The organism is Methylophaga sp. UBA2012, assembly GCF_002335235.1.
Classification (GTDB): domain Bacteria; phylum Pseudomonadota; class Gammaproteobacteria; order Nitrosococcales; family Methylophagaceae; genus Methylophaga; species Methylophaga thalassica.
Genome location: NZ_DDCG01000001.1, coordinates 280,947 through 295,965, shown reverse-complemented (window position 1 = coordinate 295,965; position 15,019 = coordinate 280,947). Strand labels below are relative to the sequence as shown.

Here is a 15,019-nt window from a genome sequence, read left to right as displayed (position 1 = left end):
GGCTTCACACGGCTAGTTTTGACTGACATTAACTATCAGACTCCGGCTGCATCACGAAGGTGAACTTACTGATGCCAGCACGCTGGATCGCTGCCATAACTTTAGCTACTGTGCCGTATTCTGCTTTTTCATCAGCAAAAATCTCAACGCTGGTATCCACGTTTTGTGCGGCTTCGTTCAGAGCGACATCCAGTTGTTCCGGACTGACCGGATCATCACTAAAATACATGGTGCCGTCGGCTGTTATGCTGATATTAATCGACTCAGGCTGAGTCAGGGTTAAATCAGAGCTCGCTTTGGGTAGATTCACCGGCACCGAGTTCATCAATAAAGGGGCTGTCACAATAAAAACAGTGAGTAACACCAACATCACGTCCACTAGAGGCGTCACATTAATTTCACTCATCATATTGTCATCACCGCCAGTATTCATCGCCATAGCAGAGTTCCTCTATTAGTCATGGGTATCGTTTTCGTACCTGACAAAACAGGCAGCACAGAAACATGACTGTTAATCGTGTTTGATACGGGATTTAAGCACCAAAAGATGAAATGCTGAGGCAAAGTTATCCATGGTGGCAGCAGATAATCTGACTTTTCGTAAAAAGTAGTTATAGGCGAGGACGGCAGGCACAGCCGTAGCAATACCAATCGCCGTGGCGATCAGGGCTTCCCCTATCGGACCGGCTACGACATCCAGACTGGCAGACCCCATTGCCGTAATGCTTTTTAATGCATTCATAATGCCCCAGACCGTGCCAAATAAACCGATAAAGGGAGCTGTGGAGCCGACACTGGCCAGAATAGATAAGCCATTTTCCATACGGGTTTGTTCAGCATGAGCCTGTTGTTTCAAGGAATGCATCAACATTTCACGTTTATCATCAGGCGCAACTGAATTCGCCAGATATTGCCATGAAACCAGTTCATCCAAACCGGCCTGACAGACTCTGGCAAGACGGCCTTTTGTTGAAGACATCACCGCCAGTAGATCCTGAATATCACGAGCCTTAGAGAAAATAGCCAAAAACTCTCGATCAAATCGGCTATTACGATAAAACGCCAGGTATTTGCTAATCCCTACTGACCAGATAATCACAGACAAAATAACAAGAAAGATAAGTACCGCATCAACAATATCTGGAACTGCATCCATAAAAACCACTTTCCTTAAAATTCAATATTACAAGCAATGACGTACTAAAAACTTCAGCAAATCATTCGCGAAAGAGCATCCTTTTGTTGTGCTCTTACTCTCTATGCCAATCGAAAATAAAAAAGTGACAATTTATTTACACTTTTTTGCAAAAATACGTCTTTAACACGCACCTGGTGAAGAGCTATCTTGATATTTAATATGAGCGGAAACGAGATGCCACCTGTTCAAGATCATCAAAAACCAGCGTGCCTGCCGCTTTTTTAAAGTTGAGGTAACTCTGAAGATAGTTATAACGGGCCAGCAATAAATCCGCTTTGGCTTCAAATAACTGACTTTCCGCATTAAGCACATCTACATTGGTACGGGTGCCGCCTTTTATGCTTTTTTTGGTTGCGTGTACCAACATTTCAGCCGAGTTGACCGCCGTTCTGTAGGCCTTTAATTTGCGTTTGGCATTGGACACCAGATTAAACTGCTGCTGTAATTCCAGTGTGACTTTGTTTGCCGTCTCATCAAACTGCTCTTTGGCTTTATATAAATTAGCTTGTGACTGACGCACCCGAGCCGATGTCGCCCCGCCCGAAAAAATCGGTACTGTCACTTGCAAGCCAACAGAACGGATGGTGGATTCCTGGTTATAGGTATTGGTGGTATCAGAGGTATTGTTATTCCAGCTAGCAACCGCATCCAGCTTTGGCAAATGTCCGGCCTGACTGCGTTTTAGCTCCTGCTGTGCCACCTCAACGGCATAACGTTGAATGCTCAATTCGATATTATTTTGTAACGCTATCGCTTCCCATTCGGCTAAAGCATCAGTTTGCAGTGGCAGCAGCGTAAAGTTATCCAATAAGGGATCAATGCTTTCTGTTGTTCTGCCCAGAATTTGATCCAAGGCAGCCTGAGCATCACTAACGTTATCCCTGGCTTCTACAATATCCGCGTCAGCCAGATCGTATCGGGCTTGTGATTCCAGAATATCGGTCTTGGTGCCTTCACCGTGTTTATACATATACAGATTGGCTTGCATCTGTTCTTCATAGGCGGCTTTTTTGCGTTCAGCCAGTGACAACATATCTTTGGCATACAAAACGGCTGCATAACGGTTGAATACCCGTAAAATCAGTTCCTGATCACGTATGGCAAACTCTTGCTCACTCATTGATGTTTGCGCCAGACCTTGTTTATAACGGGCATAAGCATCGAAGTTAATTAATAGCTGCCGCAACTGAACCGAAGCAGATTCACTGGCATATTCACGTTTTTCAGTTCGACTGAACAAGCTGTTCTGATACTCAATATCTGCATGATTACGAAAACGCGAATAACTGGCTGTGACCATCGGTAATAAATTGGCCCGACCTAATGTTTTGTATTCCTTACCTGCCTGATAGGCCTGATACGCCGCCTTAAAGGTCGGATCATTAGCTCGTGCCAACGTATACGCTTCAACTAAATCTATTGCCTGCGCCTGTGTGATATATAACGCGCCGATGACAGCGACAGAAACCGCTTTACTCCATAAGCTCATCGTTTTTACTCTTCGGTCATGGACAGTTTCAGACGATCAATAAACGGCTTGAGCAGATAATTCATCATGGTTCGCTCACCGGTTTTAACAAACATTTCTACCGGCATACCCGGTTTCACAGTGAGATCCGGCATCATCTCTATGCCTTCCGGCGAGACCTTGGCAATCAACTGGTAATAGGGCTCACCGGTTATTTCATCAATCAAACGATCAGCCGATATCTGGGTGACTTCACCCGGTACATGCGGCGTCAGGTTTCGATTAAAGGCGGTAAACATTAACTCTACCGGCAAACCGGCACGGACTTTATCAATTAAATGCACGGGCAATTGCCCTTCGACAACCAGGGAATCTTCGCTGGGCACGATGTCCATCATTTTAAATCCGGGAGAGACCACAGCCCCTTCAGTGAATACCTTGAGTCCTACCACAATGCCAGAGGCCGGTGCTCGCACCAGCACCTTATCCAAATCATAATCCAAGCCTGTTAACTGGCTGCCTAACGCATCCACTTGTTTTTGTACGTCTGAAAGCTGCTCCCTGACTTGCTCTTTATATTCCTGCTCGCGACGTAAGCGGCTTAGTTTCAGTTCACTGACCTGACTTTGAGCACGGGCAATATTGCCAATATCTTCTGAAATGGTGGCATTGATTTGTGCCGCGGTTTGCTCCAGTTCCAATAGTCGATTACGGGCCACATAACCTTCTTTTTCCAACTCGCGGATGCCTTCCAGCTGCTCATTAATATAGGTCAGTTGCTCTTCTTTATTTTTACGTGAGGCTTGCAGGCCTTTGGTTTGCGAGATTAAGCCATTAATGTTTTCACTGATGGCAGATAACTCACTTTTTAAGGTGTTGCGACGTGAGAAAAACACTTCTTTTTGCGTTTCCAGATAGCTCGTCACCCGTGGGTTATCTGATATTTCGGCTAGCATTGCTGGAAATTCAATCTTGTCCTTATCATCTCGCTCGGCAATCAAACGGGCCTCAGTGGCTTTTGCGATGTAATATTGCACCCGGTTGGTTTCGGCATTGGCTTTTGCTTGAACATTGTTCATTCTGACCAAGACATCGCCTGCTTTCACCACCGAGCCCTCTTTGACCAGAATGGCATCGACCGTTCCCCCATCCTGATACTGCACCGCCTTTTTATTGGTAGCGACAGAGACTTTGCCATTTAACGGCACCCCTTTATCTAAGGGAGCCAGTAAAGCCCAGACTAAAAAGCCACCAAATCCAGCCAGCACGATTAACCACCCCATCCGGGTGTATTTTTGGATATCGGTACTAATGGTTTGACTTACGGCCTCAGGCTGTTGATGACGAGGTTCAGACTGTGTTGTACTCATAGATTCGCTCATAGTTAGGCTGCCGATGTTGCTTTTGCCGGGGTACTTTTATTTTTCTGTTTATTAGCCAGTGCCGCCATCACCTCTTTGGTCGGACCAAATAGTTGTGCGGTGCCCTCGACTAACAGCAGTAACTTGCTGGTTGCCGCTAAAGCATTAGAACGATGGGTAATCATCACAATGGTTTTGCCACGTTGTTGCAGACGTTTTATCGTATTAATCAGCGCCTGCTCACCGGTTTCATCCAGATTAGAATTCGGTTCATCCAGCACCAATAAGGAAGGATCGTCATAAATTGCACGTGCCAGCCCCAGACGCTGCTTTTGACCACCTGAAAGTCCGGCACCATCGTCGCCGAGTCGGGTGTCATAGCCCTCTGGCAATCGTAAAATCATGTCGTGAACACCCGCCTGCTGGGCTGCTGAAATCACCTTACTGGGATTCACTTCACCAAAACGGGCAATATTTTCACTGACAGTGCCAGCAAACAGTTCGATGTTTTGTGGTAAATAACCGATATATGGGCCAAGCTCATGTTTATTCCACTGAAAAATATCAGCCGAATCGAGACGTACATGTCCCGCTGCCGTGGATGCAATGCCAACCAATGCTCGTGCCAATGTCGACTTACCTGCACCACTGGGACCGATAATGCCAAGCACATCCCCGGGGGCGATAGAAAAGCTGACATTTCTCAACGTTGGCACTGTTCCACCCGCCGGAATTACCGTGATGGCTTCTACCGTCACCAGACCTTTGGGTTTGGGCAAAGGCATATTCACCTCACGGGCAGGGTTTGCCGTCAGTAGTTCATTAATCCGGCCATAGGCACTTTTCGCCCCGCTCCAGGTTTTCCAGACACTCATCAATTGCTCGACGGGGGTTAGTGCACGGCCCATTAAGATCGAGGCCACAATCATCATGCCTGGGGTGATTTTATCTTCCAGCACCAATAAACCACCGAGCCCGAGAATAAGTGACTGCAATGACAATCTGACAAAACGGCTGATGGCAGATATGACCCCTGACTTTTCACTGGCATCGCCCTGTAATAATAAAAATCGACATTGCAGTTTGTACCAACGCGACATCAGGTTGGGCAGCATGCCCATCGCTTCAATCACTTCTGCATTACGTAAATTATTGGTCGCTAAATTATTCGCTGCGATGGACGCTTCATTCGCTTCTGATAAAGGTTTTTTAGATAAACGTTCATTGGCAATAGCCAAGGCAATCAATGTCAATGAACCAAACAAGGCAAAGAAGCCCAGTGAGGTATCAAACAGAAAGATGATAAACAGATAAATAGGAAACCACGGCGCATCAAAAAATGCGAATAAGGCATTGCCGCTCATAAACTGGCGGATACTGGTCAGGTCTTGCAGAAACTGGCCGGCATTGACACCGGCTCTTTTCAAACTCTGTTCAAATGCAGCGGTGTAAACACGTTTATTCAGCATCATATCGAGCTTGGCAGAGACCCGGATCAACACAAAACTACGTACAAACTCCAGACCACCCAGTACCAGATAAGCACCGACCACCATCACGGTCAGCATTAATAAAGTCGACTCATTACGACTGGTCAGCACCCGATCATAGACCTGCAACATATACAGCGATGGCGTCAGCATCAGAATATTCAAAATAGCACTGAAAATCCCCACCGTAACAAACACGGATTTAAAGGTGAGCAACGACTCGGCGATTTCATTCTTTGTAGTTTTAAGCGGCTTCTTCACCATGGTCACCTTCGTTTTTGTTGCGTGTTATCAGAGGAGTTGCCTCTTATGAGCGATAGTCTTCTACGTAGACAAAAAACCATTCCGCGTAATAATCCTTATCCTCAAACTCCTGGTAGATAGGCCGGAAATTCTTCTGTTTGAACGGTTTATCACCGGACAGACTATTAATACCCATCACCCCGCCACTGGGAGCGACAACAATGCCCCAGCCTTCGCGTTGTGTCATAGGATCGATATACAATTTTCTGAGATAACGTTGTGGTGTCGGAAACCTATCGTCATATAACAAGGCTTCCAGATTGGGCGGGTATTGCTTCACGACACCCGGTGTGGCGTTGTAATAACGACCAATGGCTTTGCGAATAGTGTCACCCACTTTTAATAATTCCTGTTCGCGCTGACGCTGAACAACATCACTCCAACGGGCACTTGCCTGGGTTAACACGTAACCGGCAATCACCAGCAAACACAGCATGCCAAGCAAGATAAAACCTTGTTGCTTACCACTCGGCATACGGGGTTCCTTCCGAGGAGATCAACTCCGAGCCGCTATAAACATTGGCAATATCACCTTCGTAATAACTGTCTTTGGGTGGTGTAAATACCCAGGTGTCACGTCGATCGGTAATGGGGTCTACCGGCACTTCACGTAAATAACGCCCATCAACTAACTGCTCAAGAGTGTCCGGATAGGCGTTTTTGTCTGCAAAATATTGGTCAATCGCACTGCGCATCACAATCAAGTCATGACGCAGTACTTTTTCTTTTGAACGGTCTATAGAGGCGAAATAGCGTGGCGCCACCAGACTCAATAAAATGGCGATAATGGTTAATACCACTAATATTTCCACTAAGGTAAAGCCTTTACTCGTCTTCATTACCATTCCTTGTATGGCTGTTGATTAATACCCATTCCATTGGATAGTGAATACACGTCGTACACATCATCACCGGCAGATTTATCCTCAAACGAACTTTCGTAACTACGTAATCCCCAGGTTTCGGCATTACTTAAGCTGGGGTCACTGGCAAATGGATCACGCGGAATACGTCTAAGGAAATAGATCTTTTTGTGTTCCGGATCTTGTGCATCTTCGACACCATCCACCAGCATTTGCAGGCTTTCCGGATAGCCCGAGGCGTCATCAGAAAGTTCAATTCGTCCGTCATCCACTGCTTGTTTATAATCATCAATCGCATCACGGATCTGCCATAAAGCACGTTTCAGTTCCTGTTCTTTATTACGCTGTGCACTGAGTTGTACTAATGGTGCTGCCGAACTGACAATCAGCGCCAATAAAGTGAGCGCCACTAACAACTCAATTAATGTAAATCCCCGCTGTTTCCTGATCCAAGGCATCGTGTTTACATGCCTCCATAGCTATCTTTTTGCAGGATTTGATCAGCAAACTCCTGAGCTGTTTTGGCGTTATCGCGTTGTTTTTCGTCATCAGTGGGCACCACCGGCGGTGGCGCTGAAGAGTAAGCAGGTTGATACGCAGGCTGAGGCTGTGGCATACCGCCGTACTGACCCTGCCCATTTTTCGGAGAATGGTTAATTCCTGATGGGAAAGCGGTATACACCGAGTTTGCCGGTACGATGTTATGCAGAATGCGTGGGGTAATTAATAAGACAATCTCGTTTTTCTGTCTGTCTTTATTCTTATCGGTGAAGAAACGACCAATAAAGGGTAAGCCTGATAAACCTGGTACTTTGTAGTCGGTATTGGTCTCATCATCTTTAAATAAACCCGCCAGAATCTGCGTTTCACCATCTTTTAACGACAAGGTGGTATCAGCATTACGGCTACCAATGGAATAGGCCACCACGCCACTACTGGAGGTGATTTGGTCAATGATATTACTGACTTCCAGTTTGACCTTAATCGACACCTGATTCTGAATCAGGATGGTCGGTTCCACTTCCAGCTTGATACCCACTTCAATGTAACTGACCGACTGGGAAACAAAGCCCGTTGAATTCGACACACTCGTTAATACCGGTACTTTATCGCCAACATGGATCTTGGCTTTATCGCGGTTTTTCACTCGTATTTTCGGGTTAGCTAATAGATTGGTATCGGTGTCTTTTTGCATGAGGTTTAATGCCAGCACCGGATCGGTCACCGTGAACACCCCCATGCCGGAATTGAACTCTTTCAGCTCGGCTAAGGTCAGTCGCCCATCGACATCATCTTCACCACGCACACCCAGCGCGGCCGAGGTAGGATAACGAATGCCAATCTCTTCCAGATTACGGCGATTGACTTCCATTACCTCCACTTCCAGCATCACTTCTGGTTCAACCAGATCCTGAGAAGCAATGAGTTTTTCAGCGGTTTTTATCGACTCCAGACTGTCTCGCATCACCAGTGTATTCAGCTTCTCATCGACGTAGACATCTTCCACTTTCAAAACAGTTTGCAACAAGGCCAGGGCTTGTTTGGCATCCATATTGTTCAGGTAAAAGCTGCGTACATATAACTCTTCGTATTCCTGACTACGGCTTAAGGGATAAATCAGAATGGTGTTTTCATTAAGGATTTTTTTACCCAGCTGATTTGTCGTCAGAATGGTGTCAATCGCTTCTTTGATAGGTGTATCACGCAGCATAATACTGGTTTGCATGGCATCACTGAGTTCACGGTCAAAGGTAAAATTTAAATCCCCTGCCTTGCCGATATACTCAAACACCGACTTGATAGGGGCATTGTTAAATTCCAGACTGACTGACTTTTTAAATGCCGATTTGATATGTGGCACCGTAGTGACTTTCTCAATGGCCTGCTCATCAAGCTTCTCAAATAACTGTCTGGCTGCTTCATTGGTTGAGTCTTCCGCCAGCACCATACGCACTAAGCTACGAGCAGTATCAAAGTCCTGTTTGGCAAATGCCTGTTCAGCACTTTGTATGATGGTTTCGTGCTTTTGGGCACTCGCCACTTTTTTCAATCCATTTAGGGCGCGTTGATTTTCCGGTGCCAGTGCCAGCACCTGATTAAAGGTTTTCTCAGCCACTAATGGTTGATGATTATCCAGTGCCGTGTGAGCGGACTGTAATAGTCCGGCGATTTTCATCTCCTGCTGGAGCTTTAAGGTGTTGCGATATTCCGGATTAAGGGGGTATTGCGTGGTTAACTGTTTTAATTTGGCAATGCCTTCATCCACCTGCCCATAAGCAATCAATCGTTTTGCAGCGATAAACTCGGCATCGGTGTATTGCTGCTGTTGCGTCTCCTGCATGCTGCTACAGCTTTGCAAACACGCTAAAGCCACCAGCAATGCCGAACGTCTTATTATCCGTAACCTTTTTTGATCCCTAGCTATTCTCAAAGTACTGCTCCAATTTCAACACGAATCTGTGTCTGTGTTGGTAAGTTGAGTAAAATCATTTCTGTTGAATGAATCGCTTTCACCTGCCACACCTCTTCCAGCGTATCGCCTGCCTGCACGACGTAGTTTTCACGTCCATTGGTCAGAAATACACGCATTTCTCCATCTTCAATCAGCTTGCCTACATAGGTGTATGGGTTTACAGGGGGTACCGGTGGTCTCGGTGCCACGGCAATGGGCTGGCTTTCCTGCTTTGCCTGAGGCAATGCAAATAAATCAACCGGCACATCAATGATTTTTTTTCGTAAGCTAAAACGGCTGTTGTTATCAGACTGGGCAACAACGAATGTCTCTTGCGTCTGAACGGCTTGTTTCTGAATCTGTTGTGTCTGTTTCTGTTCGCTTTGTGTTTGTACATGATCAGGTGCTACCACAACGACTTCGGTCGTATCGTTATCTGGCTCATCCTGCAGTTCCACAAACACCACCAAAAGCAATGTCAGTGCTAAACCTATCCACACCAAATTATCTTTCAACTTCTGCATCAGTGTTTACCATCCGCTTTGGTGTACAGCACAAACTCGATATTGGCTTTCACCTGCTCGCTACGCATATTGTCACGTTTAAAATTAATATGGCTTAACGCTATGCTTTGCTGACGGTTCATGATTTCCGTCACCACATTTCTAATCGCTGGATAGGCACCTTCCAAAGGAAATTTGATGTGATAAAGCACCATGCTTGATTGCGGGACTTCGCGTGTTGAGTAATCAGAACGGTTCAGTTTTAAGCCATGCTTTTCAATCACGGTTAATACATCAGCGATATTTTGATTGGCCTGTTTTTGCTCAGGCAAGGCCTGATAAAAACGTTGTGTGATCTGAGTAGACCGTGGTTCAGGTTGAATATCGACGGGAGTGTGTTGAGCCAAATCATCAATCGTTAATCGCAGTTTTTCTGCCTGCTCATTATTTGCCTGAATCATCATTGAAATCACGATACTGACCAGCAATAACCCTACTGCCAGATTTCCTTGCCAACCCCACTGACGAAACTGGTAGAGCAGCCATTGTCCGTAATGTTCCATCATGACTTTTTGCATCAGTGCTCTACCCACGTCACTAATAATTCAAACTGTGTGGCCTCTTTGCCATCGAGACGAACTGATTCAGTCGATAACAAACTTACTGAACTCACAATGGCCTGCTGTTTTAGTTTGCCGATATAGGCCAGAATCTCATCCACCGGTGAGGTGATAGCAATAATCTGCACGGTTTTATTTTTTACATTCGGCTCAATAGCCACCAGTTGAATGCTGTCCAGACGTGACTCTTCCAATGCAAAAAACAGTTGCGGCCACGGGCGGATGATTTCATTAATCGCTACATTCACTGCATCCAGTTCCGCCTGTTCACGTTCCGATAAAGGCTGTGCTGTCGCTTTAGATTCTGTGGTTCGGGTATAGCGGGCTTTTTCCTGTTTTAATTCCGCCAGTCGGGCATTACTCTGCTGTAAAAAGAACAGACTCAACAACACCGCTAATACCGCCACACATAATAAAAATGATGCCAGCGGCTTGGGTGACGATGTATGCAGACGGTGATTAAGGTGAATCGTTTTCATGAGGCAATTAACCTCGCTACCTGAGTATCAGGCTGTTCCTTGGCAAATAACTTTGACGATGGCAGGCGAATAATGCGGTAACTGCCGATTTTTATGGCACTTGATACAGAGATATCCGGCCAGTGTAATAACATGACTTGTTCATAACGTTGCTGCACGGCTTTATCAAAGACGCTATTGATCAGGCGTTCACGTTGAATCAACAGCTCAATCTGACCGATCACATCACTTTCCTGCTGTACGTTTTTAAGCCATAACCACTGACCTTCTGACATCACCCCCAGACATAAACGTCCATCACTAATCACTGTCAACCAACACAAACTTTGTAGCTGCTGTGATTTGATCACCGCAATCGCGTCATTCATTACCGACATCAGATACGGCTGGATGCTAAGGAGTTGGATGGCTAATGAGGTAAATATTTCATCAATCGTCTGAATGAGCGGTGTCGGTATCGCACTGGCGACAGCAGGCTGACCGAAGCCTGACGGACTGATGGTTTTATTCCAGCTTTTCACCACATCGCCATAGAGACTGACAAACAGATGTTGCAGATACCCCTGCTTTTCTTCATCAGTCTTAATGACAGGATTCCAGGGCAGAACGGCATAACGTACAAAACTGTTGGCTAAAACAACGCGAGCCGTTTTTGCCTGCCAACGCGCTTGACTGAGTGTGGTATGAAGCACCTTGGCAAGATAAGCCACCTCCACATCCCTGTGGTCGACAGCCTTTTTCATCATAATTTTCTGTTGATCGATACAACGTGTTTTACCGGCGACACCTTTAAAGCGTCTGATAACAAGACTATTAGGCCGAATACACACATTCAGCTCATCGGTCATGATGCTAAGCCAATGTGGTAACACGATTAATCTCCTCTAGTGTCGTCTCACCATTTTTCACCAGTAACAATGCCGCTTCACGCATTGTTCTGGTGCCATTGGCATAGGCTGCCTCTTTAATTTTTCTCACCGGTTGACGCGTAACAATCAGTTCGCGGATTTCATCGTTAAAGCACAATAATTCGGCAATCGCTTTCCGGCCTTTGAATCCTAATCCGTGGCACTGGCCGCAACCTTGTCCTTTTTTAAAGCGAAAGTCGCTTATCTGCTCGGCGTTTAAGCCTGACTTTTCTACCAGTGCTGCATCAGGCTTATCCTCTGTCAGGCAATGTGGACAGTTCACCCTTACCAGTCGCTGTGCCAGGATGCCATTCATCGCTGACACAAAGTTATACGGATCCACCCCCATATTGGTGAAACGGCCAATCACATCAAAGACATTGTTAGCGTGCACAGTGGTTAACACCAAGTGACCGGTCAGCGCTGATTGCACGGCGATTTGTGCGGTTTCATTATCACGAATCTCACCGACCATGATTTTGTCTGGGTCATGACGCAGAATAGAACGTAAACCTTTGGCGAAGGTCAGTCCTTTTTTCTCATTGACGGGGATTTGCAATACACCGGGTAACTGATATTCGACGGGATCTTCAATGGTGATGATTTTGTCAGTGCCGTGATTAATCTCAGAAATAATGCCATACAGCGTGGTGGTTTTACCGCTGCCGGTTGGCCCTGTCACCAACAACATGCCGTAAGGTTCTTCAGCTAATAATCGAAACCGGGCCATAATATCGGGAGCAAAACCCAATATTTCTAAACTCAGTCCCTGAGCTTCTTCACTTAATGCTTGTCTGTCTAACACCCGTAAAACCGCATCTTCACCCAACACACTGGGCATAATCGACACACGTAAATCAATTTCTCGCCCCAATGCCATGACTTTAAAGCGGCCATCCTGGGGGATGCGACGCTCAGCGATATCCAGATCAGACATGACTTTGACACGGGAAATCACTTGCTCTGCCTGAGCCAGTCCCTGAATACCACCGACATGACTCAATACACCATCAATACGGTATTTCACTTTAAGCCCGTTTTGATCCGTTTCCAGATGCACATCACTGGCCCCAGCTTTCAGGGCATCGTATAAAGTCGAGCGTACAAACTTCACAATCGGGCTGGTATCTTCGCTGATTGAGCGTAAGGAGATATCTTCTATACCTTGCTCATCCTCATTACGCTCAGCATGGTGCTCTGATACCTCATCACCTAAAGCACGCATATTGGCTTCATGATGAGATAGATAGACGTTTAAATCGTCGGTGTGCGCCAAGGCCCAGGTGGCTGGTTCATTCACCAGCAGATCCAGTTTGGAATACAAATTGGCTTCAAATGGATTTGCGTGAACCAGATATAAGGCGTCATGTTTATCACGCACCGCCAGGCAGCCGATTTTCTCCGCCTGCGTAAACGGCACCACATCAAAATCAGGTTGCAAGTGATAGAGCTGAGAAATCGTCAACACCGGATAACGCACCAATAAACCCAGCGCTTGCACAAATACATCAGGAGTTAACTCACTGACTTCTTCCAGCACCTTAAGTAAAGGCTGCTTAGTTTGCTGTGCCAATTGCGTGGCTTGATTTAACTGCTCTACAGTCAGCGCATCGACCTGAATATCCGTCTGTATAATCGGCGTGTCATGATAGGCCGTATTCATTGAATACTCCCTGCCAATTCAAAAATCGGCATATACATCAGCACCACGACTAAGCCCACCACCAGACCAATAATGATCATCAAAGCCGGTTCAAGTAATTTGGTAAACCATTCGACCGCACGGGCAATTTCATCATCGTAGAACACGCCAATGCGTTCCATCATGTCGCCCATCTGTCCGGTACGCTCACCCACCCGTAACATACGGACAGAAATCGAGGTGGTCATGCCATGTAATTCCATGGCGTTAGATAAGGGTTTACCTTCTTTCACATCATTAGCCACCAAGGCTAATTTGCTGCGTAATAAAGGTTGTAATAACGAGGACACCATCTGCATAGCCGTAATCAATGGGATACCACCACGCAGTAACATACTTAATGTTCGGTAAAAACGGGCAAGCTGGTAGATTCGCAGCGTTTCGCCCAGTTTAGGAATTTGCCAGACTTTCGCCATAATAAAACGACGTACAAACGACCGCGTCAGCACATAACTCATTACAGCAATACTGGCGATAAACACCATAAACGCTTCACGTCCATGACTGTGTAATAACTGCCCCCAGCTCAGTAATAACTGTGATAACCAAGGCAGATCCGCATTGGTGCTTTCATAAATCACACTGAATTTGGGTACGACATACCCCAGTAAAAACAACACAACCAAGCCGCCGACCACCAGTAATAACACCGGATATATAGCTGCAGAGACGATTTTCTTTTTCATTGCATCGACTTGGGACTGATACGCCACATGTCGACTTAATGCCGTTGTCATATCCCCCGTACGTTCGCTGGAACGAATCAGGGCTATATATAAAGGAGTAAACACCTCTGGTACTTTTTCCAGAGCAGTAGATAAAGGCTGTCCATCAAATAAAGCGGCTTTGATTTGGTTCAATACCGCTTTTGATTCGGCATGAGTTTCTTTCTCAGCTAAGGCTTCTATGGCCTCAACCAGACTGAGTCCGGACTCGAGCAATGCCAGTAATTCCTGGCTGAACAGCATCACATTGAATTTAGTTTTTTTTAATTGAGGCAAACCAAGAGACAATGCCCCACTTTTTTGTTGATTGATAGAAAGTACGTGATGGCCTTGTCTTTCTGCCAGATAACGTGCCTGATTGGCATTACCGGCTTCAATCTCTATCAGTCTGACTGCACCATCATGAATGACTTTCATCGTAAAAATCATAAAGTCAGAAACCTAACGCCAGCTCACAATGTCGGCCGCCGTGTCTTTACCACCGCTGGCACCATCGCTGCCTAATGACCACAAGTCATAGTCTGCATACTGACTATGTGTGCCCGGCATCTGATAAAAATACGGGTTATCCCAAGGATCGTTTGGTACGTCTTTTTTAAGGTATGGCCCTTGCCATTTACGTTCATTATTGGGTGGTGTATTGAGTGCAGCCAGTCCCTGCTCTGTTGTTGGGTAATGGCCAACATCCAAACGATATTGATCCAGAGCTTTACCTAATGCTTCAATCTGAGCACGGGCCGTTTTCACTTCGGACTTACCAATTTGAGCAAAATACTTTGGTCCAACATAACCGGCTAACAAACCGATAATGACCATCACCACCAAGAGTTCTAACAAGGTAAATCCGGCTTGATGGTTTTTCTGTTTTAAATAAATAACAACGTCTGGCATAACAATAATCTCAGCGGGTGACCAGTAAGAAAAAAGAGGATGTACCCAACGGGTAC

The 15,019-nt window shown here is 45.9% G+C and carries 16 protein-coding genes; all 16 read right to left on the bottom strand.

The window, feature by feature from the left end; translation table 11 throughout:
* Nucleotides 1-28: 28 nt before the first annotated feature.
* The 16 genes from B2248_RS01370 to gspG all read right to left on the bottom strand — a co-directional run bounded on the left by B2248_RS01370 (nt 29) and on the right by gspG (nt 14,963).
* Complete coding sequence (locus B2248_RS01370; protein WP_273181432.1) at nt 29-439, bottom strand: ExbD/TolR family protein; 411 nt, start codon at nt 437-439, stop codon at nt 29-31.
* A 72-nt stretch (nt 440-511) separates the two neighbouring features.
* Nucleotides 512-1,156 carry a MotA/TolQ/ExbB proton channel family protein gene (locus B2248_RS01365; RefSeq protein WP_273181433.1) on the bottom strand — a complete coding sequence of 215 codons (645 nt, stop codon included), beginning with the start codon at nt 1,154-1,156 and terminating at the stop codon, nt 512-514.
* 196 nt (nt 1,157-1,352) lie between these two features.
* Complete coding sequence (locus B2248_RS01360) at nt 1,353-2,687, bottom strand: TolC family outer membrane protein (RefSeq protein WP_273181434.1); 1,335 nt, start codon at nt 2,685-2,687, stop codon at nt 1,353-1,355.
* Nucleotides 2,688-2,692: 5 nt separating this feature from the next.
* On the bottom strand, nt 2,693-4,036 hold the full coding sequence (locus B2248_RS01355) for an HlyD family type I secretion periplasmic adaptor subunit (RefSeq protein WP_273181436.1): 1,344 nt from the start codon (nt 4,034-4,036) through the stop codon (nt 2,693-2,695).
* A gap of 14 nt (nt 4,037-4,050) precedes the next feature.
* Nucleotides 4,051-5,781: a type I secretion system permease/ATPase gene (locus tag B2248_RS01350; protein WP_273181438.1), complete on the bottom strand. Its 1,731-nt coding sequence runs from the start codon at nt 5,779-5,781 to the stop codon at nt 4,051-4,053.
* A 43-nt stretch (nt 5,782-5,824) separates the two neighbouring features.
* Nucleotides 5,825-6,295 carry a type II secretion system protein gene (locus B2248_RS01345; protein ID WP_273181439.1) on the bottom strand — a complete coding sequence of 157 codons (471 nt, stop codon included), beginning with the start codon at nt 6,293-6,295 and terminating at the stop codon, nt 5,825-5,827.
* Nucleotides 6,282-6,659, bottom strand: coding sequence for a type II secretion system protein (locus B2248_RS01340; protein WP_273181441.1), 378 nt, complete (start codon nt 6,657-6,659; stop codon nt 6,282-6,284). The genes B2248_RS01345 and B2248_RS01340 overlap by 14 nt, the downstream gene beginning before the upstream one ends.
* The gene (locus tag B2248_RS01335; RefSeq protein WP_273181443.1) at nt 6,659-7,141 is read right to left on the bottom strand and encodes a type II secretion system protein; all 483 of its coding nucleotides are present in this window, start codon (nt 7,139-7,141) and stop codon (nt 6,659-6,661) included. The genes B2248_RS01340 and B2248_RS01335 overlap by 1 nt, the downstream gene beginning before the upstream one ends.
* A 5-nt stretch (nt 7,142-7,146) precedes the next feature.
* The gene (locus tag B2248_RS01330; protein ID WP_273181444.1) at nt 7,147-9,024 is read right to left on the bottom strand and encodes a type II and III secretion system protein; all 1,878 of its coding nucleotides are present in this window, start codon (nt 9,022-9,024) and stop codon (nt 7,147-7,149) included.
* Between the two features lie 86 nt (nt 9,025-9,110).
* Entirely contained in the window at nt 9,111-9,659 is a 549-nt protein-coding gene (locus tag B2248_RS01325; protein ID WP_273181446.1) for a hypothetical protein, read from the bottom strand.
* Nucleotides 9,659-10,216 (bottom strand): hypothetical protein, encoded by a 558-nt coding sequence (locus B2248_RS01320; RefSeq protein WP_273181448.1) that lies wholly within the window; start codon nt 10,214-10,216, stop codon nt 9,659-9,661. Before B2248_RS01320 ends, B2248_RS01325 begins: the two co-directional genes overlap by 1 nt.
* Nucleotides 10,216-10,737, bottom strand: coding sequence for a hypothetical protein (locus tag B2248_RS01315; protein ID WP_273181450.1), 522 nt, complete (start codon nt 10,735-10,737; stop codon nt 10,216-10,218). Before B2248_RS01315 ends, B2248_RS01320 begins: the two co-directional genes overlap by 1 nt.
* Nucleotides 10,734-11,609 (bottom strand): hypothetical protein, encoded by an 876-nt coding sequence (locus B2248_RS01310; RefSeq protein WP_273181452.1) that lies wholly within the window; start codon nt 11,607-11,609, stop codon nt 10,734-10,736. Before B2248_RS01310 ends, B2248_RS01315 begins: the two co-directional genes overlap by 4 nt.
* A complete protein-coding gene (locus B2248_RS01305; protein ID WP_273181454.1) occupies nt 11,590-13,308 on the bottom strand; it encodes a GspE/PulE family protein in 1,719 nt (572 codons plus the stop codon). Before B2248_RS01305 ends, B2248_RS01310 begins: the two co-directional genes overlap by 20 nt.
* Nucleotides 13,305-14,501: a type II secretion system F family protein gene (locus B2248_RS01300; RefSeq protein ID WP_273181456.1), complete on the bottom strand. Its 1,197-nt coding sequence runs from the start codon at nt 14,499-14,501 to the stop codon at nt 13,305-13,307. The genes B2248_RS01305 and B2248_RS01300 overlap by 4 nt, the downstream gene beginning before the upstream one ends.
* A 12-nt stretch (nt 14,502-14,513) precedes the next feature.
* Complete coding sequence (gspG, locus tag B2248_RS01295; protein ID WP_273181459.1) at nt 14,514-14,963, bottom strand: type II secretion system major pseudopilin GspG; 450 nt, start codon at nt 14,961-14,963, stop codon at nt 14,514-14,516.
* Nucleotides 14,964-15,019: the final 56 nt, after the last annotated feature.